Genomic DNA, 21263 nt, shown 5'->3' with positions numbered 1-21263 from the left:
CATGAGACAGGAACACCAGTATTACCACGACGACCTGCAGGCGGTGGACGACCGCATACTCAACCCCAGTCAGGCCACCGATCTGGAGCGCATCATCAACCGCAGCCGCCGTCAGGTGCTCAAGGGCGGGCTGGCCCTGGCCGCCTTCGGCCTGTTCGGTGGCAGCCTGGTGGCGTGCCAGCGCGCCCCCGCCGGCGCGACAGCGGCCACCGGCCCGCTGCTGGGTTTTACCGGCGTGGCCGCGCAGACCGGCGCCGACTTCGACCGTGTACTGGTCGCCCCCGGCTACCGCGCCGAGGCCTTCTTCAGCTGGGGCGATGCGGTACTGGACAACGCGCCCGTCTGGCTGGATGACGCCTCCCAGGACTGGCAGGCACAACTGCTGCAGGCCGGCGACAACCACGATGGTATGCACTTCTTCCCCTTTGAAGATGCGCCCAACGAACACGGCCTGCTGGTAATCAACCACGAATACATCAACCCGACCCTGCATACGGACGGCTTCAGCTACACCGACCTGGCCGATGGCCGTCGCCAGCGCCTGCTGGATCAGGTACGCAAGGAACAGGCTGCCCACGGGGTCAGCGTGCTGGAGATCCGCCGCCATGCCGACGGCCAGTGGCAGCGGGTATCGGGCTCACGCTACCACAGACGCATCAGCGCGCTGACGCCCATGAGCATCAGCGGCCCGTTGCGTGGTGATGAGCGCATGCGCACCGCCAGCGACCCGACGGGTACTGCGGTATTGGGCACCCTGAACAACTGCTCCATGGGCGTCACCCCCTGGGGCACCTACCTGACCTGCGAAGAGAACTTTCACAACTACTTCGTCAACCGCAACGCCGCCGATCACGCCAGCCGACCGACCCACCAACGCTACGGCATCGGCCAGGGCCAACGCAGCGCCTACTACGCCTGGGAGTCGGTCGACGCTCGGTTTGACGCCACCCCGGATGAGCAACAGCCGCACCAGGGCCACGTCAACGAACCGCACCGCTTCGGCTGGGTGGTGGAAATCGACCCCTTCGACCCGGACAGCACACCGATCAAGCGCACCGCCATGGGCCGCCTGAGCCGGGAGTGTTCCGTGGTATCGCTGGGCGATGACGGACGCATGGCGGTCTACTCCGGCGACGATGCCCGGGGTGAATACGTCTGGAAGTTCGTCCCCGCTGGCCGCCATGACCCGGCCAACCCCGCCGCCAGCCGCGATCTGCTGGACAGCGGCACCCTGTACGCCGCGCGCTTTGACGAAGGCGGTCGCGGTCAGTGGCTGCCGCTGATCTGGGGCGAGCAGGGTCTGACCGCCGCCAACGGCTTTGCCGACCAGCAGGCAGTATTGCTGAACGCCAGGGGCGCCGCCGATATCCTTGGTGCCACGCCCATGGACCGCCCGGAATGGGTCGCAGTACACCCGGTCAGCCGTGAGGTGTATGTCACCCTGACCAACAACCACGAGCGCGGCGAGCGCTTTGCCGTGGATGCTGCCAACCCGCGTCCAAACAACCAGCACGGGCAGATCCTGCGCTGGCGTGAAGACCACGCCGACCCGACCGCCACCGCCTTCGAGTGGGACCTGTTCCTGCTCGCCGGCGACCAGTCCGGCGCCACCGACGCCGAGGGCCAGCCGCTGCCGGACAACCTGATCGGCAATATCCAGGGCGACATCTTCTCCTCCCCGGACGGGCTGGCGTTTGATGGTGATGGTCGCCTGTGGATACAGACCGACTCGGACGAAAAGGCCATGCATACGGTGAACACTGGCTGCAACCAACTGCTGTGTGCCGATCCGCAGAGCCGCGAGGTACGGCGCTTTCTGGTCGGCCCCCGGGGCGCGGAAATCACCGGCATCACCTGGACCCCGGACTACCGCACCCTATGGGTCAACATCCAGCACCCGAAAATCAGCTACCCCGCCAGCGACGGCCAAAGCCGCCCACGCTCCACCACCGTGGTGATCACGCATGAGGATGGCAGGGTGATAGGCAGCTGACACCATGGAGGGCCGATGGCGACCCTGCCAGGTTCCATCCCGGCCAACGGCGTATCAGACACCTCCGATGGTCGAGGTGGAACTCGACCTTCCAGACAATCAACCTCAACTACAAGGATCAATCATGAAACTGCGAACCCTGCTGTCCACCTACCTGCTGCTCGGCAGCATCATTGCCCCGCCGCTGGCCAGCGCCGCCGAGCCGGTGCTGCGCTTTGCCGTGCTCGGTGATGCCGAGCCCAAGCCAAAAGCGGAGTTCCCCGGCCTGGCCGCTGCGGTCGGTCACGTCAATCACCTGACCGACATCCTCGATCTGGACTTCGTGATCGGCGTCGGCGATATCGCCCACAAGGGCACCGAGCTGCAATACCAGGCCGTCACCCCGGTACTGCAACGCCTGACCCTGCCCTTCTACCCGATCATGGGCAACGAGGAACATGGCTCCAGCGTGGAGCGCTACATGGAATATGCCCAGCGCTGGAACGAAGGCAAGGCCGAGATCCCCGGCCCCCGCTATGTGCTGGAGTTCGAGCAACTCGCATTGGTCATGGCTTCACCGGATGAAGGCCGAGACTTTCATGATGAGGGCATCGCCTGGGTCAGGCAGCAGATCAGACAGCTGCATCCCAAGCCGGTACTGCTGGTAGTGCATGGTGCCCCTGCCGGTACCTTCCCTGAGAACCCGGACAAGGGCATCCACCACCCCCGCTTTGCCGAGATCAGCAATCATCCCAATCTGGTGGCGATGATCTCCGGCGACCTGCACATGGATATGGACCGGACCGAGCACTCGAAGCAGATCGACGGCGTGCACCATTTACACATGCCCGCACTGGAGCGCACCAAGATTCCCGACGAAAGCCGGCATGTCCCGATGTTCCGGGTGGTGACCGTGCTGGATGATGGTCAAGTAGTAGTGGATACCTATCAGGTGGGACTGGATGGGCCGCTGCAACGCCATGATTATCGGTTCATGCTGAGGCGGTCAGCACACCAGTAACACGCGCCATAGTGGCTTGGGCCGCAATGTGTATAGAAACTGTTCTTTTCAGCACATGCGGCCAAGCTCATGTATATAAAACCTGAAAAAGTATACACGTCACATAAGACATGTATGGATCTGGCTGTTTTCTATACATGACGCATCAAGCTGTTGAGAACGCCGGCAGCTGTTATCCTCCCACCCGACGCGCCACCACACCCTTTAGATACTCTCCCACCACCACCAGCTCATCCCCCCGCCAATGCATCACGATGGACTCGGGGCCATAGCTCTGTTCGTCGTGGATCACCAGCTCCAACAGGTCGCCCCACAGCAGGGCGTTGTGCAGTTCGGCGGGTTGGTCGTTGATCCAGAGTTCGCCCTTGAGCTGCTGGTAACGTTGCTCCAGCTCGACCCGGTAGCGGGTGCCGTCGGCGCTCTGCCAGTGCCAGTGGCCAGCGACCGGGGCGGGTACTATCCACAGGAACAGCGCATCGCTTCTGAACGAGCGCTTGCGGTCGGGCTTCCAGTCGCCCATGTCGAAGGCGTGGGAGACGATGCGGGTGCCGGGGCGCAGTTCGCTGAGCAGGCGTGGGCGCAGCTCCAGGTTGACGGTGTGCAGCAGGTACATGGTCACCACGCTGGCCGGGGCGAAGTCGACCTCGAACAGGTCGTCCTGGATGAAACACACCCGCTGCTCGACGCCCATCTGCGTGGCATAGGCCTGTGCCAGGGCTACCCGCCCGGCGTCGATTTCCACACCTACCGCACGGGCGCCGTGGTCCAGGGCGGCGGCGACGGGGATGCGGCCGTCGCCGGAGCCGAGGTCGTAGAGCACGTCGTCGGCATCCACATCGGCCATTTCCAGCATCGCCTTGACGATATTCTCGTGGGTCGGGACAAAGGGTACGTCGAGATTCATGCCCAGCTCATCGAGCTGATCATCTATGGATAATTCGCTGAACAAAGTCCACTCCTGCTACCGGTCATGCCTGCCAGCATGCCTGATCGGCCGGCGCAAAGCGATTCCGTCCGGCACGCCAGCGATGAAATGTTCCAGTCTTCAGCGTAACGCTGTTGACTTAAGGCGTTTTCCCCACTGCTTAGCTGACCTGAAACAGTGCGGGATTGCACCCTACCTCGTCATCCTTCGCGAAGGCGAAGGATCCAGGGTGGCGGCTGGCTCGGAGTGGCCGGTGGATCCTTCGCCTTCGCGAAGGATGACGGGGGTTGGGAAAGATGACGGAGTTTGGGAAGATTGACGGCGTTAAGTGAGCAGTATCAGGCCTTCAGCGTGCAATGATCAGCGGATGACCCCGTTCCGGGTGGCGTTGCACCAGCACGTCGATGCCGAACACTCGCTGCAGTGCGGCCGGTTGCAGGACCTGTTCGGGGCTGCCGCTGGCCTGTACGCCGCCGTCGCCGAGCAGCAACAGCTGGTCGCAGTAGCGCGCGGCCAGATTCAGGTCGTGCAGGATGACCAGGACGCTGGCGCCGTGGTCGGCGAAGCGGCGCACGGCATCCAGCACGCTGAGCTGGTGCAGCGGGTCGAGCATCGAGGTCGGTTCGTCAAGCAGCAGCACCTGGCCATCAGCACCCGGCCAGAGTTGCGCCAGCACCCGCGCCAGGTGCACGCGCTGGCGTTCGCCACCGGACAGCTGCAGGTAGTTGCGCCCGGCCAGGTGGCTGGCATCCACCGCCTCCAGCACCTGCTCGACGATCTGCTGGTCCAGCGCCAGGCCGGTGTCGTGGGGCATGCGGCCCATGCGCACCACCTGCTTGACCTGGAAGCCGAAGCCGAGGCTGGAGGTCTGCGGCAGCACCGCCAGCCGCTGCGCACGCTGGCGGCCCGGCCAATCCTGCAGTAGCTGGCCATCCAGCAGCACGCTGCCGGCATCGGCGCGCAGCTCGCCGCTGAGCAGGCCCAGCAGGCTGCTCTTGCCGGCGCCATTGGGGCCGAGCACACCCAGTACCTGGCCCGGCCGCAGCCCCAGACTCACTCCGCGCAGCACGCTGCGCCCACCGCGGCTCACGCCCAGTCCATCGGCCTGCATCATCAGTGGCGGCTCCGTATCAGCAGGTAGAGAAAGAACGGCGCGCCGATCAACGCGGTGACGATGCCGATCGGCATTTCCGCCGGTGCCACCAGCAGCCGGGCCGCCAGGTCGGCGAACAGCAGCAGGGCGCCCCCGGCCAGGGCCGAGGCCGGCAGCAACAGGCGATGATCGGGGCCGACCAGCAGGCGCATCAGGTGCGGTACCACCAACCCGACGAAGCCGATCAGCCCGGCCGCGGCCACCGCCGCACCAACGCCCAGGGCGGTACACAGGATCAGCTCGCGCTTGACCTGTTCGATATCGAAGCCCAGGTGCCGCGCCTCGGACTCGCCCAGCAGCAGGGCATTGAGCACATCTGCGCGGCGCGGCAACCACAGTGCCACGCCCAGCGCCACCAGCAGCAACGGCCACAGCCGCGCATAGCTGGCGCCATTCAGGCTGCCGAGGTTCCAGAAGGTCAGCGCACGCAGGGTGGCGTCATCGGCCAGGTAGGTCATCAGACCGATCACCGCGCCAGCCAGCGCGGTCAGCGCCACCCCGGCCAGCAGCATGGTCGCCACCTGGGTCTGGCCGTCGCGCCGGCCGAGCCGGTAGACCAGCCCGGTAACCAGCAGCCCGCCAGCGAAGGCCGCCGCCGACAGCACATAGGGCTCAATGGCCGCCGGCAGGGTCATCCAGCGCGACATACCGACGATCACCAGCGCCGCGCCCAGCGCCGCACCACTGGCCACGCCGATCAGCCCGGGGTCGGCCAGCGGGTTGCGAAACAGCCCCTGCATGGCCACCCCGGTGAGCGCCAGCACCGCGCCGACCATCAACCCCAGCAGGGTGCGCGGTAGGCGGATCTGGCCGACGATCAGCTCGGCCTGGGGCGATGCCGGTGCGCCCAACCCGCTGAGGCCGAACAGCGCATGCAGCGTGTCGGCCAGCGGCAGGTTGACCGGACCCAGTGCCAGCGACAGCCAGATGGACAGCAGCAACAATCCCGCCAGCGCCGCGAACAGCCAGCGCGCTACCTGCGATGGCATCATCAGCGCGCGTCGGCGCTGAGGGGTTGCAGGTCCGGGTAGAAGGTCCGCGCCAGCTGCTCCAGGGTCGCCGGCAGGCGCGGCCCCAGACCACCGGTCAGCAGGGTCGGATCGAGGCTCAGCAGATGGCCTTCGCGCACCACCCGACTGCTGGCCAGCGCCGGATTCTGCGCCAGCAGCGCCTGCTGCATCTCGGCGCCGCGCAGCTGGCGATCGGTCACCACCAGCCAGTCGGCATCCAGCGCCGCCAGGGCTTCGCTGGACAGCGTCTTGTAACCCTCATGCTGCGCCAGGTTGCGCGCGCCGGCGCGCTGCAGCAGCCATTCGGCCACGGTGCCGCGCCCAGCCACCAATGGATTGCTGCCGCCCTGGCCGATCAGCAGCAGCACGCCCGGCGCCTCGGCGGGCAGCGCGGCGATCTGCCGTTGCAACTCATCCAGTCGCTGGCGGAAGTCATCGACTGCGGCCTGCGCCCGCTGCGGCTCGCCGAGCAACGCGCCCAGGCGCTGCAGGTTGTCTTCCAGCGCCGCCAAGTCGCTGGCGGCGGACAGCTGTTCGATGCGTACCCCGGCGCTGCGCAGTTGGTCCAGCACCGGCGGCGGGCCCATTTCCTCGGTGCCCAGCAGCAGGTCCGGAGTCAGCGTCAGCACGCCCTCGGCGGACAGCTGGCGTTGATAGCCGACGCTGGGCAGCGCCTGCAGCGATGCCGGGTGCTGGCTGGTGGTATCCACCCCCACCAGCCGCGGCTCGCCACCCAGCTCGACCACCCACTCGGTGGCCGCACCACCGGCGCTGACCCAGCGCTGCGGCAACGGCTCGGCCAGGGCATCCAGACTCAGCAGCAGGCCGGCACACAGGCCGGCAAGGGTATATTCACGACGCATCGGCGGCGGACTCCTGTGCCGGGGTGCCTTCGGCCAATGCACGCCAGGCGGCCAGCTCCGGCTGGCCGGGCTTGCGCAGACCGAACATCTGCAGGATCAGCTCGCCATCGACATCGAATGCCTCCCAGCTGGTGATCAGGCCATCGACACTCGGCTTGCGTACGCGCCACAGCTGCGCCACCGCCGGCATGTCCAGGTGCAGGTTGAAGTCGGCATCCAGCACGTTGAACCAGTCACCGGCCCAGCGCAGCGTCTGGATCGGGCCACCATGAATCTGGATGCAGTGCCGGTTGCCGACGAACAGCATCACCGGCAGTTGCTGCGCCGCCGCCTCGCCCATCATCTGCGGCAAGGCCTGTGGGTCCAGCGGCTCGGCCCACTGCCGACCGGCCAGGCGCAACGCCTGCTGCCGGCCAACCTGGTACCTGCCGAGCAGCGCGTGGAAGTGATGCACGTCCTTGAGCTGCGCCCAGCCCTGGCGTAGCCCCTCGACATCCACTGCGCTATCGGCTCGCTCGGCGGCGCGGGCCGGCAGTGGCAGCAGATCCTCCGGTGGCAGCTGGGTCGGCTCGGCAAAGCGCGCCAGCAGACGGCCCCAGGCGTCCAGGTCACTGTCAGCGGTGAGAAATACCTTGTGTACCGCCACGCCATGCTGGTCGAACACCTGCAGGCTGCGCTGCATGCCGTGGGCGGTTTCCTGCTCGACGGCGAACAGGCTGTGCCAGCCGCCCAGGAACAGCCGCAGATCGATATCCGCCGACAGCACCAGGCCCATCCTGCCATTACCGGCCAGGGTCACTTCGCGGTAGATGCCCTTGCGTTCATGCACACAGGATTCGTTGCGGGTCAGCGCCATGATCCGGCCCAGGCTCTCCAGCGCCGGCAGCAGTTCGCGCCAGTCAGGGCGCAGGCGCAGGGTATTGAGCCCCAGGCGGCTGGCGATCAGCTCGGCTTCACTCACTGCCAGTTGCCTGGCCGCCTCGCGGGCACGCAGCCGGGGCTGTTGCTGCAGCAGTTGCTGCCAGGCGCTGAACAGATTGTTCTGATGAGGTGGAATGCAGGGGGCCAGGTTCATGACGAAGGTCCTGTTGGAATGCCGGAAAGACCGACATTGAGAACCATTTGCATTTGAAAGTCAACTTGCCCATGCTTGCTTCGCCGCCAGGCGGCATCCGACCAGTCATATTCAATATCGGACTAATTTAGAATATCCTAATGTAACTCATAGCCGACTCCGGATATCCGCATGACTGACACGCAACCCACGACCACGATGGAAAGACGCAACACGCCCGTATTGATGGCGGCCCAGGCCCTTGGCGGAGCCTCGCCACCGATCATCATCTCCCTCGGCGGGCTGGTCGGCCAGCAGCTGTCCAAGGCTCCGGAGCTGGCCACCCTGCCGGTCAGCCTGTTCAACCTCGGCCTGGCGCTGTCGACCATCCCCGCCGGCATGCTGATCCGCCGCCTCGGCCACCGCGCCGCCTATACCCTGGGCGCGCTGCTCGGTTGCCTGGCCGGGCTGGTGGCGGCATTGGGTATCTTCCAGGGCAATTTCGCGCTGTTCTGCACCGGTACTGCGGTGGCCGGGTTCTATGCCGCCTGCGTGCAGAGCTACCGCTTCACCGCCAGCGACACCGCCGCCCCCAGCCACCGCGCCCAGGCGATATCGCGGATCATGATCGGCGGGCTGGTCGCCGCCATCATCGGTCCCCAGGTGGTGATCTGGACCCGCGATGCCTTCACCAGCGCGCCCTTTGCCGGCAGTTTCCTCGGCCAGGCGGCCCTGGCCCTGCTGGCATTGCCACTGTTCCTGATGCTGCGCAATCCGCCGCGCCAGGCAGCAGTTGCCGACGATACCGGACGCGACCTGTGGAGCATCGCCCGCACCCCGCAGTTCATCGTCGCCGCGGCCGCCGGGGTGGTGTCCTACGGCCTGATGGCCTTCATCATGACTGCCGCACCCATGGCCATGGTCGGCCACGGCTTCCATGCCGGCGAAGCCGCACTGGGTATCCAGTGGCATATCCTGGCGATGTTCGGCCCGAGCTTCGTTACCGGTCGGCTGATCGCCCGCTTCGGTAAGATCCGCATCACCGGGCTGGGCCTGGTGCTGATCGCGGTCTCCGGGCTGGTCGCTGTGGCCGGCCAGCAACTGACGCACTTCTGGGGTTCGCTGATCCTGCTCGGGGTCGGCTGGAACTTCGGCTTCATCGGCGCCACCGCCCTGCTCACCGATGCCTATGCGCCGGCGGAACGCTCCAAGACCCAGTCGCTGAACGACTTCCTGGTATTCGGCACCGTCGCCCTGGCCTCCTTCGGCTCGGGCGGGCTGCTGACCAGTTCCGGCTGGAACACCATCAACTGGCTGATGCTGCCGGTGGTGGCCGCGGTGCTGCTGTTGCTGGCCTGGCTGAGCCGGGTGCAGAGCAATGGCGCTACCGGTCTGGCAGAGGGTACCTAGCCGCCCAGTCGTGTTCGGGGTGTAGCGCGCCGGCGCTACGCCGGCGGTGTGGGTGCAGTGCAAGCGCTGTCGTCGCGCGGGTGCGCGACAACCCGGTAATGCGACCTGCATCATCTATCGCATCCTTTCTTAATGCTCCCTTAATCTTGCCGGACAGATCATGGCGGATTGCGATATCCCGCCATATCGCTCTACATCCCCTCTTCTCTTCAGTGCGGCCCCGACCAAGCCCGCGGTCCCGGCAGCGCTTCAGGAGTCTGTTGCATGAGTAAACGACACACCGGGCTGGCAGCGCTGGGCGCCTGCCTGTTGGCCTGCAGTATCGGCCTGTCCGCCGAACCGATCGGCGATCCCGCACAGGGCCAGGCAGCAGCGGCGATATGCGCCAGCTGCCACCAGGCCGACGGCAGCGGCATGAACATTCCCGGCGCCGAGTCCTGGCCACGCCTTGCCGGCCTGGATGCCAGCTACCTGGCCAAGCAGATCCGCGACTTCAAGTCGGGCCAGCGCAGCAGCCCGACCATGCAGGCATTCGCGCAGATGCTCAGCGATGAGCAGATCCCCCATGTGGCTGCCTGGTTCGCCAGTCTCCCGGCACCCAGCCTGCCATCGGCTGAAGCCCATGCACCCGCGTTGCTGGAGCGTGGCCGACAGCTCGCTACCGAAGGCGACTGGGACAATTACCTGGTGCCCTGCTCCAGCTGCCATGGCCCGGACAACCTGGGCGCCGGCGCGGTGTTTCCGGCGATCGCCGGCCAGCACCCGGCCTATATCCGCGACCAGTTGCTGAACTGGCAGAAGGGTAGCCGCCAGAACGATCCGCAACAGCTGATGGCCACGGTCGCTGCACGCATGAGTGCAGACGATATCCAGGCCGTTGCCGCCTGGCTGTCGACCCAGCCGGGCGCTACCGAACAGAAACCGGAATAGGAGGTCCGCATGCTTGATTTCCGTCTACCCGCACCCCGCCTGCGGCATGCGCTGCTGGCGGTACTGGCCTCGCTGCTGGCCGGCCAGGTATCACTGGCCCAGGCCGAGCTGTCCGAGGAATCGGCCCGTATCCTCGCCAGCATGGCACCCGGCGCTCCGGCACCGATCGCCGGCGAACTGGTACACATTCCACCAACGCTGGAGGATCTGGAGGCTTCGTCACTGCACCCGGAACTGAAAAGGGTCATCCGGCGCGGTCACGATATCTTTACCAACACCCAGCAGTACCGCGGCAAGTACGTGTACAACGAGCTGAACTGCGACAGCTGCCACCTGGGTGCCGGCCGCGTGCCGTTCTCCGGGCCGGTGTGGCCGGCCGCGGTCACCCTGCCGGATTACCGGCCGAAGAACGACCACGTCAACAACCTCGAGGAGCGCATCGCCGGCTGCTTCTCCTATTCGATGAACGGCCAGCCGCCCGCCTACGGCAGCGACGAGATGCTGGCCCTGTCCAACTATATCCAGTGGCTGGCCCGGGGTGTGCCCATGTACCCCGATGCCAAGCTGTACGGGCGCGGCTACCCGCGGCTGGCCTATGCCGCCGAGCAGCCGGACTATCAGCGTGGCGAGCAGGTCTACCAGAACCAGTGTGCGGTCTGCCACGGCAACGATGGCGCGGGCCTGGCCACCCGCGGCGAGACGGTGTTCCCGCCGCTGTGGGGCGACGGCTCGTACAACTGGGGCGCCGGTATCAGCCGTGTGTTCACCCTGGCCTCCTTCGTCAAGCACAACATGCCGCTCGGCCAGCCCAATACCCTCAGCGACCAGCAGGCCTGGGATGTGGCCTACTATGTCGATGCCCAGGAACGCCCGCAGGACCCGAGGTACACCGGCGATGTCGAGCAAACCCGTGAACGCTATGGCGACACCTTCCACAAGCACAGCCTGTACGGTCTCGAGGTGCAGGGACGGCGGCTGGGTGACCACGACAATGTCGGCGAGAAGGATTTTCTCAAGCCGGAGGCGCTGCGCTCGCGCTCGTTCGACTGACGGCGATCCGGGCTCACAGCGGCTGGCAAGGGTAGAATGCCAGGCGCTTTCCAGCCACGGAGCAAGGTGACGACCATGCATGTACTGCTGATCGAGGACAACGCGCTGGTGGCCAGCGGCATCTGCGCCGGTCTGCAATTGCATGGCTACTCGGTAACCACGGTGCATAGCGCCGGCTCCGCCGATGGCGTGCTGCGTTCCAGCCATGTGGACCTGGCGATCCTCGACCTGGGCCTGCCCGACGAGGATGGCCTGGCCCTGCTGCGCCGCTGGCGCGCCGCCGGGCGCGACCTGCCGATCCTGGTGCTCACCGCCCGCGATGCCGTGGCCCACCGCATCCAGGGCCTGCAGGACGGTGCCGACGACTACCTGACCAAGCCCTTCGACCTGGACGAGCTGTGCGCGCGGCTGCAGGCGCTGTTGCGCCGTGCCGGTGGACGCGCGGTCCGGGAGATGGTCTGGCGCGACGTGCGCATCCTGCCGGAGCAGGGCCAGGTCTGGTGTGCGGGCCAGCCGGTGCAGCTGTCACGCCGCGAACTGGCCCTGCTGCAGGTGTTCTGCCAATACCCCCGGCAGATTCTCAGCAATGCCCAGCTCGAGGACAGTCTCTACGGGCTGGACACCAACGTCGAGAGCAACGCCCTGAGCGTGCATATCCATCACCTGCGCCGCAAGCTGGGCCAGGCCATCATCGAAACCGTACGCGGCCAGGGCTACCGACTGGGTCCGGCGGAGCGCCCGGCATGACGCTGCGACTGCGACTGCTGCTGGCCATCGGCATCTCCCTCAGCCTGTTGTGGAGCCTGGTGGCCGGCTGGCTGTTCCTGGATATGCGCCGGGAGTTGCAGTCGGTGCTGGACAACCGCCTGCAGGCCTCGGCGCGCATGGTCGCCGGCCTGATCGAGCAGATGCCGGTGGATATGCTGCATATCGACGCGGACCAGCCGCAGATCGACATCGCCACCCTCGACGGCCTGGCCTGCGAGGTCAGCATCATGCGTGGGCAAATATCCACGCACAGGCCCCTGGTACGCACCCAGGGCGGGCCGGACATGAGCGATACCCAGCCCGGCTTCGGCACCTATCGGCGCAACGGCAACCTGTGGCGTGTCTATGTGCTGGAGCGGGGTGACCTGCGCATCGCCGTGGCGGACCGCAAGAACGTACGCGACAGCCTGTTGCAAGGTCTGGCGCTGTCCTTCGCACTGCCCTTCGCCATCGCTCTGGTGGGCAGCCTGATACTGTCCTGGCAGGCCATCGGCAAGGGCCTGCAGCCCTTCGACCGCCTGCGCAGCCTGCTGGCCAGGCGTGACCCCGACGACCTGTCACCGCTGCCGGCGATCAGCGCGCCACCGGACCTGCGCCCGCTGATCGACACCATCCACGACCTGTTGCAACGGGTGGCGGACGCCATCCTGCGCGAACGGCAGTTCACCGACGATGCTGCCCATGAGCTGCGCACCCCGCTGACCGCGGTGCGCACGCATCTGCAGGTGGCCCGGCTGGCACTCGCCAAGGGTGGCAGACAGGCGTTGCTGAACAGCTCCCTGGCCTCGGCGGAACAGGGCACCGGCTATCTTCAGGAAACCCTCGACCAACTGCTGCTGATCGCCCGCCTGGACAGCCAGCAGCCAACCGAGCCGCCGCTGGCCGAGGTGGCGGCAGCGGCCAGGCAGGCGCAGGCAGAACTGGCCGCCCTCGACCTGGATGCCGATAGGCGCATCCACCTGACCCAACCGGCCGCTTCAGTGCTGACGGTGGCCGTACCGCCCTCGCTGCTGGTCGCCACCCTGCGCAATCTGCTGGACAATGCCCTGCGCTACTCCGCTGCCCCCGCAGTGGTCGAGATCGACATGGCGCGGCAGGATCAGCATGTGCGTATCCGCGTGCACGATCGCGGCCCCGGTATCCCCGAGCACCAGTTGGCCAGGGTCACCGAGCGGTTCTGGCGGGCTCGGCGCGATGACTTCGGCAGCGGCTTGGGGCTGTCCATCGTGCGCCTGATCGTCGAGCGGCACCAGGGCAGCCTGACCCTGTACAACCGCAGTGGTGGGGGGCTGACCGTGGAGGTGCTGCTGCCCAGCGCGGCCAGCGCACAGCCGCCGCCGGCCTGACCTTTCACACCAGGCCGGTCGGCACCGGGTTCAGGCCTGCGGCATGTCCCGGTGCAACACCTTGGCCAGATGGCAATTGAGCTTGCCATCGCAACCCAGGCACATGCTGCGTGCGGCACACAATTCCCGGTCGCCCGGCTGCACGGTATGACCGGAGGTCAGCAGATAGCGGGCCAGCATAATCAGGCGTTTCATGATCCTGCTCCTATCAAGGGTGGTTGATCCAGCCTAAGCCCGCGCACTTGGCGCAACCTTGACCGATATCAAGCACCGCCTTATCACGACCAACGGCGCTCGAGCGCCAATCCCACACCCTTTGGCTGGACATTATGTCGCAGGCGGAAATGACCCAGGTCAAATTCAGCCCTGCCGGTTCTGCCCATAATCAAGCCATCAATCGACGGCTGGTTGGAGAACATCATGGCTGCGCCAGTGGCTTTACTGCGCCCCGGCACCCCGGCTACACGGGGCGCGGGCATAGCATGCGGCCGGCGTAGCATACTGGCGCTGCTGGGCTGCCTGATGCTGCTCAGCCCCGGCCTGCAGGCCGAGCCGGATGCCCTGCGCCAGCGCCAGCTGGACAACCTGCTGCTGCAGGACTGCGGTTCCTGCCACGGCCTGCGCATGACCGGCGGGCTGGGGCCGGCGCTGACCCGCCAGGCCCTGGCCGACATCCCCCGCGACAGCCTCATCGCCACCGTCACCCATGGCCGCCCCGGCACCGCCATGCCCGGCTGGAATGCCCTGCTCGATGAGCAGGATATCGCCTGGCTGGTCGACCAACTGCTGCAAGGATACCCCCGCCCATGAAATCCCCCGTACTGTCCCTGGCCCTCGCCGCGCTGCTGCTTGGCGGCTGTGTGCATTCACCGCAGCCGCAGCCGCTGCGCGGCACCGGCGACCTTGGCGTGGTGGTGGAGCGCGCCAGCGGCACCCTGCAACTGGTCGAGGCCAGCACCCGCACCAGCCTGGCGCGCATTGACGGGCTGGGCGACCTGTCGCATGCCTCGGTGGTATTCTCCCGGGACCAGCGCTACGCCTATGTATTCGGCCGCGACGGCGGGCTGACCAAGGTCGACCTGCTGCGCCAGCGCATCGAGCAGCGGGTGATCCAGGCCGGCAACAGCATCGGTGGTGCCATCAGCAGCGATGGCTCGCTGATCGCCGTGGGCAACTACGAGCCCGGCGGGGTCAAGGTGTTCGACGCTACCACCCTGCAGCAGATCGCCGACATTCCGGCCACGCCGCTGGCCGATGGCAGCACCAATTCGCGGGTGGTCGGGGTCACCGACGTACCCGGCCGGCGCTTCATCTACAGCCTGTTCGACACCGGGGAAACCTGGCTGCTGGACTTCAGCCAGGGCAACCAGCCGCAGGTCACCCGCTTCGAGAACATCGGCAAGCAGCCCTATGACGCGCTGCTCACACCCGACGGGCGCTACTACATCGCCGGGCTGTTCGGCGAGGACGGCATGGCGCTGATCGACCTGTGGCACCCGGAGCGGGGCGTGACCCGCATCCTCGACGGCTACGGCCGCGGCCAGCAGAAGCTGCCGGTCTACAAGATGCCGCACCTGGAAGGCTGGACCCTGGCCGGCAACCAGGCGTTCGTCCCCGCCGTCGGCCAGCATCGGGTGCTGGTGATGGACAGCAGCAGCTGGCAACAGACCGATGCCATCGAGGTCGCCGGGCAGCCGATCTTCGTCATGGCCAGGCCGGATGCGCGGCAGATCTGGGTCAACTTCGCCCACCCGGACAATCACCAGGTGCAGGTGATCGACAGTGAGACCCATGAGGTCATCGCCACCCTGGAGCCCGGACCCGCAGTGCTGCACATGGAATTCACTCCGCGTGGAGACCAGCTCTGGTTGTCGGTACGCGACGGTGGCGAGATCCAGGTGTGGGACCCGTACACCCTGGAGAAGCTCACCAGCCTGCCGGCCGAGAGCCCCAGCGGCATCTTCTTCAGCAGCCGCGCGCATACCACGGGGCTGTAGCACCAGAAGGAATACCGACATGCAACTGGATAACCTGAGTCGCCGCCTGATCGAGCGCTACCAGCACAATCTGCCGCTGTGCGCCGAGCCTTGGCAGGCCATGGCCGACGAGCTGGGCTGCAGCGAGGCCGAACTGCTCGACTGCCTGCAGCGCCTGGATGCCGCCGGCGTGCTGTCGCGCGTCGGTCCGGTATTCGAGCACAGCCGTGCCGGGGCCAGCACCCTGGTGGCGCTGGCGGTGCCGCCGGAGCGCCTGGAGCAGGTCGCCGAGCTGGTCAACCGCTACCCCGAGGTCAATCACAACTACCTGCGCGAGCACGACTACAACCTGTGGTTCGTCCTCACCGGCCCGGACCGGCAGACCCTGCAACGCTGCCTGCGCGACATCGAAGGTGCCACCGGCCTGCTGCCGCTGGACCTGCCCATGCGCCGCGCCTATCGCATCGACCTGGGTTTTTCCCTGGAGGGCACCCCATGAACCAGCTCGACAACAGCCAGCAGATCGAACTGCGCCGCCTGCTGGAACGCGGGCTGCCCCTGACACCGCGACCCTACCAGCACCTGGCCGAGCAGATCGGCGCCAGCGAGCAGGCGGTACTGGAGCAGGTCAGGCACTGGGGTGAGGACGGCCTGTTCCGCCGTGTCGGCCTGGTGCTGCATCACCGCGCCCTGGGTTTCCGCGCCAACGCCATGCTGGTCATGGATATCGCCGACGAGCGGGTCGACCGCATCGGCGAGCAGCTGAGCCGCGCCCCCGGCATCAACCTCTGCTACCAGCGCCCGCGCCGGCTGCCGTACTGGCCGTTCAACCTGTTCTGCATGGTGCATGGCCGTGAGCGCGCCGCGGTCCAGGCGCATATTGCCGAGCTGCTGGCGCAACATGATCTGAGCGAGGTGCCCCACCGCCTGCTGTTCAGCACCCGCGCCTTCAAGCAACGCGGCGGCCGCTTCACCGCGACCACGGAGGTGGCCCATGGATGAACTGGACCGGCACCTGATCAACCGCCTGCAGCATGGCCTGCCGCTGGTGCCGCGGCCCTGGGAAGCATTGGCCGAGGAGCTGGACAGCCAGCCCGAGCTGCTGCGCCAACGGCTGCAGGCCTTGCTTGACGACGGCAGCCTGACCCGTTTCGGCCCGATGTTCGATATCGAACGTCTCGACGGCGCCTTCACCCTGGCCGCGCTATCGGTGCCGGAGCCGCGTTTTGAGCAGGTCGCCGCGCAACTGCAGGCGCTGACCGAGGTGGCCCACAACTATCGCCGCGAACATGCGTGGAACATGTGGTTCGTGCTGGCCTGTGAAACCCCCGGGGGTATCGCCAGCACTATCCGGCACATCGAAAGCATGACCGGCCTGCCGGTACTCAACCTGCCCAAGGAGGAGACCTACCATGTCGGCCTGCATCTGCCCGTCTGACGCCACCCTGACCCGGCGGCTGATCGAACTGACCCAGGCCGGCCTGCCGCTGGTGGCCGACCCCTGGGCCTGGCTTGCCGAGCAGCTCGGCATCAGCAGCGCGCAGGCCCTGGCGCTGCTGCAGCGGCTACAGGCCGACGGCGCCATTCGCCGCATCGCCGCCGTGCCCAATCATTACCGTCTCGGCTACCGGCACAACGGCATGACCGTATGGGATGTGGACGATGAGCGCATGGCCGAACTCGGCCCGCTGATCGGCGCCCAGCCGTTCGTCAGCCACTGCTACCGCCGACCGCGCCGCGACGGCTGGCGCTACAACCTGTTCGCCATGGTGCATGGCCGCAGCGCAGAGGAGATCGACGCCGACCGCCAGCGCATCCGCCAGTTGCTCGGCAACGCCTGCCGCGCCGATGACATGCTGGTCAGCAGCCGCATATTGAAGAAGACCGGATTACGGCTGCAGAAAGCCGAAAATCCACTGTCCCGGCACACCACCGAGCCAGCCCCCCTGGATTCTCCGCCTGCGCGGAGAATGACGGGAGTGGTGGGCAAGGCAGGTGCAGAGGCAGGAGCGGCATCACCTCAGGAGAAAGCCCCATGCTCAGAATAAGCCATTATCTGCGTGCCCTCGCCGATCCCAAGGTCCGCGTGCTCGGTGCACGCGGCACACCCGGCACGCGCCCGCCGGTGGTGATATGGAACCTGCTGCGGCGCTGCAACCTGACCTGCAAGCACTGTTACGCCACCTCCGCCGACAGCGAGTTCCGCGACGAGCTGGATACCGCCGAGGCACTTCGGGTCATCGACGACCTGCACGACGCCGGGGTACGGGTACTGATCCTCTCCGGCGGCGAGCCGCTGTTGCGTGGGGATATCTTCCAGCTGTCGGACTACGCCCGGGACAAGGGCTTCTTCGTCGCCCTGTCGACCAACGGCACGCTGATCACCGAGGCCAACATCGAGCAGATAGTGGCGGCGCGCTACGACTACGTCGGCATCAGCATCGACGGGCTGCAGGCGGTGCATGACGAATGGCGTCAGCTCAAGGGCAGCTTCGCCGCGTCCATGCACGCCATCGACCTGTGCCGCCAGCACGGCATCCGCGTCGGCCTGCGCACCACCCTGACCCAGCACAACTACCCGCAGATGCCGGCACTGCTGGCACTGATGCGCGAACATGACGTGCAGAAGTTCTACCTGTCGCACCTGAACTACAGCGGTCGCGGCAAGCGCAGCCGCAAGGCCGACGCCCATCGCCTGATGACCCGCGATGTACTCGAGCAGCTGTTCGAACAGGCCTGGAACGATGTACAGCAGGGTCGCGACACCGATTTCGTCACCGGCAACAACGATGCCGACGCCATCGCCCTGCTGCACTGGGCGCGGCGGCGCATTCCCGAGCACGCGCCGCGCCTGGAACAGATGCTGCGCGCCTGGGGTGGCAACGCCTCCGGCAGCGGCATCGCCAATATCGACAATACCGGCGACGTGCACCCGGACACCTACTGGTGGCAGCACAGTGTCGGCAATATCCGCCAGCGCAGCTTCAGGGATATCTGGCTGGAGCGGCCCGACCCACTGCTGCTGCAACTGCGCCAGCATCCCCGTGCGGTGGGCGGGCGCTGCGGCCAGTGCCAGTGGCTGCCGATCTGCAACGGCAACACCCGCACCCGCGCCTGGGCCAGCGGTGACCTGTGGGGTGAAGACCCCGGCTGCCACCTGAGCGACAGCGAAATCGGCCTGGACCAACCCCGATCCATCCCCTGCGTCATGGTGAACGATCATGCATGAGCACCACACATTCGTACTTCCCGCTGCCCTGCGCGCCAGTCTGGCCCCCGGCGAAGTCGCCCTGGTCGGTGCCGGCCCCGGTGATCCCGGGCTGCTCACCCTGCACGCCTGGAGCCTGCTGCAACAGGCCGATGTGGTGGTCTACGACCGTCTGGTCAGCCCAGCGGTGCTGGAGCTGATCCCCAAAGGCTGCGAGCGCCGCTTCGTCGGCAAGACCAGCGGCTTCCACAGCCTGCCACAGGAGCAGATCAACCAGTTGCTGGTCGATCTGGCCCTGCAGCAGCGCCGTGTGCTGCGGCTCAAGGGCGGTGATCCGTTCATCTTCGGCCGCGGCGCCGAGGAGCTGGAGCACCTGCTGGCGCACGGCATCGACTGCCAGGTGGTGCCAGGCATCACCGCCGCCTCCGGCTGCACCACCTATGCCGGCATCCCGCTGACGCACCGTGACCATGCCCAGTCCTGCCAGTTCATCACCGGCCACCTGCAGCGTGATGGGGCGCTCAGTCTGCCCTGGCAGAGCCTGGCCAGCGGCGGCCAGACCCTGGTGTTCTACATGGGCCTGGCCAGCCTCGGCGAGATATCCCGGCAACTGATCGCCGCCGGCCTGCCGGCCGATACCCCGGCGGCACTGATCGGCAACGGCACCCGCGCCGAACAGCAGGTGGTGCATGGCAGCCTGCGCCAGCTGGAGCAGCTGGCCCGCGAACATCGCCTGGGCGCACCGACGCTGACGGTGATCGGCCAGGTGGTCGGTCTGTTCCGCGAGCACCAGCTGAGCCATCCGGCGCGGCTCAGCGTCCAGCCCGCAGCCCTGCAACAGGAGGCCCTGGCATGCGTCTGATCACCTTGCTGCTGCTGGCCGCGAGCCTGCAGGGCACGCTGCTGGTCTCTGTGCAGGCCAACGCCTCCAGCGCGCCGGATGCCGCCGCGCTGTACCAGACCCAGTGCCAGAGCTGCCACGGCGCCGAGCGTCTGGGCGGCACCGGCCCGGCGCTGCTGCCGGAGAGTCTCGGGCGGATCAAGCCCGAGGAGGTACGCAGCGTCATCCACGACGGTCGCCCCGCCAGCCAGATGGCGGCCTATGGCGAACTGCTCGGCAGCGATGAGATAGACGCCCTGGTCAGCTATCTGTACCGCCCGGCGGAGGTAGCCCCGACCTGGAATGATGCCGATATCCGCGCCAGCCACCGCATCCTCACCGACCAGCAGCAGTTGCCGGACAGCCCGCAACACGGCGCCGACCCGCTCAACCTGTTCGTCGTGGTCGAGGCCGGCAACCACCATGTACGCATTCTCGATGGCGACACCTTCGAGGAACTGGCGCGGTTCCAGTCGCATTTCGCGCTGCATGGCGGGCCCAAGTTCTCGCCCGATGGCCGCTTCGTCTACTTCGCCTCGCGCGACGGCTGGGTCAGCAAGTACGACCTGCACAACCTGAGCATGATCGCCGAGGTCCGCGCCGGGCTGAACACCCGCAACCTGGCGGTCAGCGGCGATGGCCGCTGGGTGCTGGTGGGCAACTACCTGCCGGGCAACCTGGTGCTGCTGGACGCCGAGGACCTGTCGCTGGTCAAGCCGATCGAGGCACGCGGCACCGACGGCACCCAGTCACGGGTCAGCGCGGTGTATACCGCACCGCAGCGCGACAGCTTCGTGGTGGCACTCAAGGATGTGAAAGAGGTCTGGGAACTGTCCTGGGCCGGCTCGCCGGACTTCACCCCAAGACGGATCATGGCGGCGGACTATCTCGACGACTTCTCCTTCACCCCCGACTATCGCTACCTGCTGGCCACCTCGCGCCAGGCCAAGGGCGGCCAGGTGATCGACCTGGACAGCGGCCAGGCACTGACCGACATCCCGCTGCCGGGCATGCCGCACCTGGGCTCGGGCATCTACTGGCAGCAGGATGGCCGCTGGGTGTTCGCCACACCGAACATCAGCCAGGGGCTGATCTCGGTGCTGGACATGGACACCTGGGAACTGGTCAAGGAGATCCCCACCGAAGGCCCGGGCTTCTTCATGCGCAGCCACGAGAATTCGCCCTACGCCTGGACCGACGTATTCTTCGGCCCGAACAACGATGCCATCCACCTGATCGACAAACAGACCCTGGAGGTAGCCCATACCCTGCGTCCGGTACCCGGCAAGAACGCCGCGCACGTGGAATTCACCCGGGACGGCCGGCACCTGCTGCTGAGCGTCTGGGACACCGATGGCGCGCTACTGGTGATCGACAGTGAGACCCTGGAAGAGATCAAGCGCATCCCGATGAACAAGCCCTCGGGCAAGTACAACGTCGGTAACAAGATCGGTTTCGTCGAGGGCACATCGCACTGAGCATTGCGTAGCGCCTGTTGAGTCCGTGGGAGGGCCGCCCCGGCCCGAAGCGTCATCCGGCACGGCATCGCCGCCCCCCGACCGTCATTGCGAGCCGCGAAGCGGTGAAGCAATCCATGTGCACCGAGTCATCGGCACGTCCTGGATTGCCGCGCTGCGCTCAATGAAAGGGACTCCTCCCCTCCCGATGCCTCATTGGGCAGAATTGGTAGTTAGCGA

The 21263-nt window shown here is 66.7% G+C and carries 22 protein-coding genes; 16 read left to right on the top strand and 6 right to left on the bottom strand.

Translation table 11 applies throughout. From position 1 onward, the window contains the following. Position 1: 1 nt before the first annotated feature. Both H6X51_RS13455 and H6X51_RS13450 read left to right on the top strand, forming a co-directional pair. Positions 2 to 1993 carry a PhoX family protein gene (locus H6X51_RS13455; RefSeq protein WP_185268006.1) on the top strand — a complete coding sequence of 664 codons (1992 nt, stop codon included), beginning with the start codon at positions 2 to 4 and terminating at the stop codon, positions 1991 to 1993. A 124-nt stretch (positions 1994 to 2117) separates the two neighbouring features. Continuing rightward, the gene (locus H6X51_RS13450; protein WP_185268005.1) at positions 2118 to 2993 is read left to right on the top strand and encodes a metallophosphoesterase family protein; all 876 of its coding nucleotides are present in this window, start codon (positions 2118 to 2120) and stop codon (positions 2991 to 2993) included. A gap of 172 nt (positions 2994 to 3165) precedes the next feature. Here the strand turns inward: H6X51_RS13450 and H6X51_RS13445 are convergent, their stop codons facing one another. The 5 genes from H6X51_RS13445 to H6X51_RS13425 all read right to left on the bottom strand — a co-directional run bounded on the left by H6X51_RS13445 (position 3166) and on the right by H6X51_RS13425 (position 8019). Then, positions 3166 to 3942 (bottom strand): class I SAM-dependent methyltransferase, encoded by a 777-nt coding sequence (locus tag H6X51_RS13445; RefSeq protein ID WP_185268004.1) that lies wholly within the window; start codon positions 3940 to 3942, stop codon positions 3166 to 3168. Between the two features lie 322 nt (positions 3943 to 4264). Then, positions 4265 to 5032 carry a heme ABC transporter ATP-binding protein gene (locus H6X51_RS13440; RefSeq protein ID WP_185268003.1) on the bottom strand — a complete coding sequence of 256 codons (768 nt, stop codon included), beginning with the start codon at positions 5030 to 5032 and terminating at the stop codon, positions 4265 to 4267. Continuing rightward, positions 5032 to 6060, bottom strand: coding sequence for a FecCD family ABC transporter permease (locus H6X51_RS13435; RefSeq protein WP_235991348.1), 1029 nt, complete (start codon positions 6058 to 6060; stop codon positions 5032 to 5034). The genes H6X51_RS13440 and H6X51_RS13435 overlap by 1 nt, the downstream gene beginning before the upstream one ends. A 2-nt stretch (positions 6061 to 6062) precedes the next feature. Then, positions 6063 to 6944, bottom strand: a complete 882-nt coding sequence (locus H6X51_RS13430) for a heme/hemin ABC transporter substrate-binding protein (protein ID WP_185268002.1) — start codon at positions 6942 to 6944, stop codon at positions 6063 to 6065. Then, positions 6934 to 8019, bottom strand: a complete 1086-nt coding sequence (locus H6X51_RS13425; RefSeq protein ID WP_185268001.1) for a hemin-degrading factor — start codon at positions 8017 to 8019, stop codon at positions 6934 to 6936. Before H6X51_RS13425 ends, H6X51_RS13430 begins: the two co-directional genes overlap by 11 nt. A 171-nt stretch (positions 8020 to 8190) precedes the next feature. On the opposite strand from H6X51_RS13425, the gene H6X51_RS13420 reads away from it, so the two are divergent. The 5 genes from H6X51_RS13420 to H6X51_RS13400 all read left to right on the top strand — a co-directional run bounded on the left by H6X51_RS13420 (position 8191) and on the right by H6X51_RS13400 (position 13502). Continuing rightward, a complete protein-coding gene (locus tag H6X51_RS13420) occupies positions 8191 to 9408 on the top strand; it encodes an MFS transporter (protein ID WP_185268000.1) in 1218 nt (405 codons plus the stop codon). A gap of 264 nt (positions 9409 to 9672) precedes the next feature. After that, positions 9673 to 10338, top strand: a complete 666-nt coding sequence (locus H6X51_RS13415; RefSeq protein ID WP_185267999.1) for a c-type cytochrome — start codon at positions 9673 to 9675, stop codon at positions 10336 to 10338. Between the two features lie 9 nt (positions 10339 to 10347). Then, the gene (locus tag H6X51_RS13410; RefSeq protein ID WP_235991346.1) at positions 10348 to 11388 is read left to right on the top strand and encodes a c-type cytochrome; all 1041 of its coding nucleotides are present in this window, start codon (positions 10348 to 10350) and stop codon (positions 11386 to 11388) included. 75 nt (positions 11389 to 11463) lie between these two features. Beyond that, positions 11464 to 12135 carry a response regulator gene (locus tag H6X51_RS13405; RefSeq protein WP_185267998.1) on the top strand — a complete coding sequence of 224 codons (672 nt, stop codon included), beginning with the start codon at positions 11464 to 11466 and terminating at the stop codon, positions 12133 to 12135. Beyond that, the gene (locus tag H6X51_RS13400) at positions 12132 to 13502 is read left to right on the top strand and encodes an ATP-binding protein (protein ID WP_185267997.1); all 1371 of its coding nucleotides are present in this window, start codon (positions 12132 to 12134) and stop codon (positions 13500 to 13502) included. The genes H6X51_RS13405 and H6X51_RS13400 overlap by 4 nt, the downstream gene beginning before the upstream one ends. 30 nt (positions 13503 to 13532) lie before the next feature. On the opposite strand, the gene H6X51_RS13395 is transcribed toward H6X51_RS13400, so the two are convergent. Further along, the gene (locus H6X51_RS13395) at positions 13533 to 13697 is read right to left on the bottom strand and encodes a hypothetical protein (protein ID WP_185267996.1); all 165 of its coding nucleotides are present in this window, start codon (positions 13695 to 13697) and stop codon (positions 13533 to 13535) included. 327 nt (positions 13698 to 14024) lie between these two features. Between H6X51_RS13395 and H6X51_RS13390 the strand changes: the two genes are divergently transcribed. From H6X51_RS13390 to H6X51_RS13350, 9 genes are read left to right on the top strand one after another with little or no spacing between them, the layout of a single operon-like run. Then, positions 14025 to 14312 carry a c-type cytochrome gene (locus H6X51_RS13390; RefSeq protein ID WP_185268063.1) on the top strand — a complete coding sequence of 96 codons (288 nt, stop codon included), beginning with the start codon at positions 14025 to 14027 and terminating at the stop codon, positions 14310 to 14312. Continuing rightward, positions 14309 to 15499 (top strand): cytochrome D1 domain-containing protein, encoded by a 1191-nt coding sequence (locus H6X51_RS13385; protein WP_185267995.1) that lies wholly within the window; start codon positions 14309 to 14311, stop codon positions 15497 to 15499. Before H6X51_RS13390 ends, H6X51_RS13385 begins: the two co-directional genes overlap by 4 nt. Positions 15500 to 15518: 19 nt before the next feature. Continuing rightward, on the top strand, positions 15519 to 15977 hold the full coding sequence (locus H6X51_RS13380) for an Lrp/AsnC family transcriptional regulator (protein ID WP_185267994.1): 459 nt from the start codon (positions 15519 to 15521) through the stop codon (positions 15975 to 15977). Next, positions 15974 to 16480 (top strand): siroheme decarboxylase subunit beta, encoded by a 507-nt coding sequence (ahbB, locus tag H6X51_RS13375; RefSeq protein WP_185267993.1) that lies wholly within the window; start codon positions 15974 to 15976, stop codon positions 16478 to 16480. Before H6X51_RS13380 ends, ahbB (H6X51_RS13375) begins: the two co-directional genes overlap by 4 nt. Then, positions 16473 to 16916, top strand: coding sequence for an Lrp/AsnC family transcriptional regulator (locus H6X51_RS13370; RefSeq protein WP_185267992.1), 444 nt, complete (start codon positions 16473 to 16475; stop codon positions 16914 to 16916). Before ahbB (H6X51_RS13375) ends, H6X51_RS13370 begins: the two co-directional genes overlap by 8 nt. Then, positions 16891 to 17526, top strand: coding sequence for a siroheme decarboxylase subunit beta (gene ahbB, locus H6X51_RS13365; protein WP_185267991.1), 636 nt, complete (start codon positions 16891 to 16893; stop codon positions 17524 to 17526). Before H6X51_RS13370 ends, ahbB (H6X51_RS13365) begins: the two co-directional genes overlap by 26 nt. Next, the gene (gene nirJ, locus H6X51_RS13360) at positions 17514 to 18707 is read left to right on the top strand and encodes a heme d1 biosynthesis radical SAM protein NirJ (RefSeq protein WP_185267990.1); all 1194 of its coding nucleotides are present in this window, start codon (positions 17514 to 17516) and stop codon (positions 18705 to 18707) included. The genes ahbB (H6X51_RS13365) and nirJ overlap by 13 nt, the downstream gene beginning before the upstream one ends. Next, positions 18700 to 19548 (top strand): uroporphyrinogen-III C-methyltransferase, encoded by an 849-nt coding sequence (gene cobA, locus H6X51_RS13355; protein ID WP_185267989.1) that lies wholly within the window; start codon positions 18700 to 18702, stop codon positions 19546 to 19548. Before nirJ ends, cobA begins: the two co-directional genes overlap by 8 nt. Further along, a complete protein-coding gene (locus H6X51_RS13350) occupies positions 19539 to 21044 on the top strand; it encodes a nitrite reductase (protein ID WP_185267988.1) in 1506 nt (501 codons plus the stop codon). Before cobA ends, H6X51_RS13350 begins: the two co-directional genes overlap by 10 nt. The last annotated feature ends 219 nt before the right edge of the window (positions 21045 to 21263 follow it).

This window comes from Halopseudomonas xiamenensis (genome assembly GCF_014219065.1).
Classification (GTDB): Bacteria; Pseudomonadota; Gammaproteobacteria; order Pseudomonadales; family Pseudomonadaceae; genus Halopseudomonas; species Halopseudomonas xiamenensis.
The sequence above is the reverse complement of the archived record's forward strand: the minus strand, read 5'-3'. Positions and strand labels throughout refer to the sequence as shown.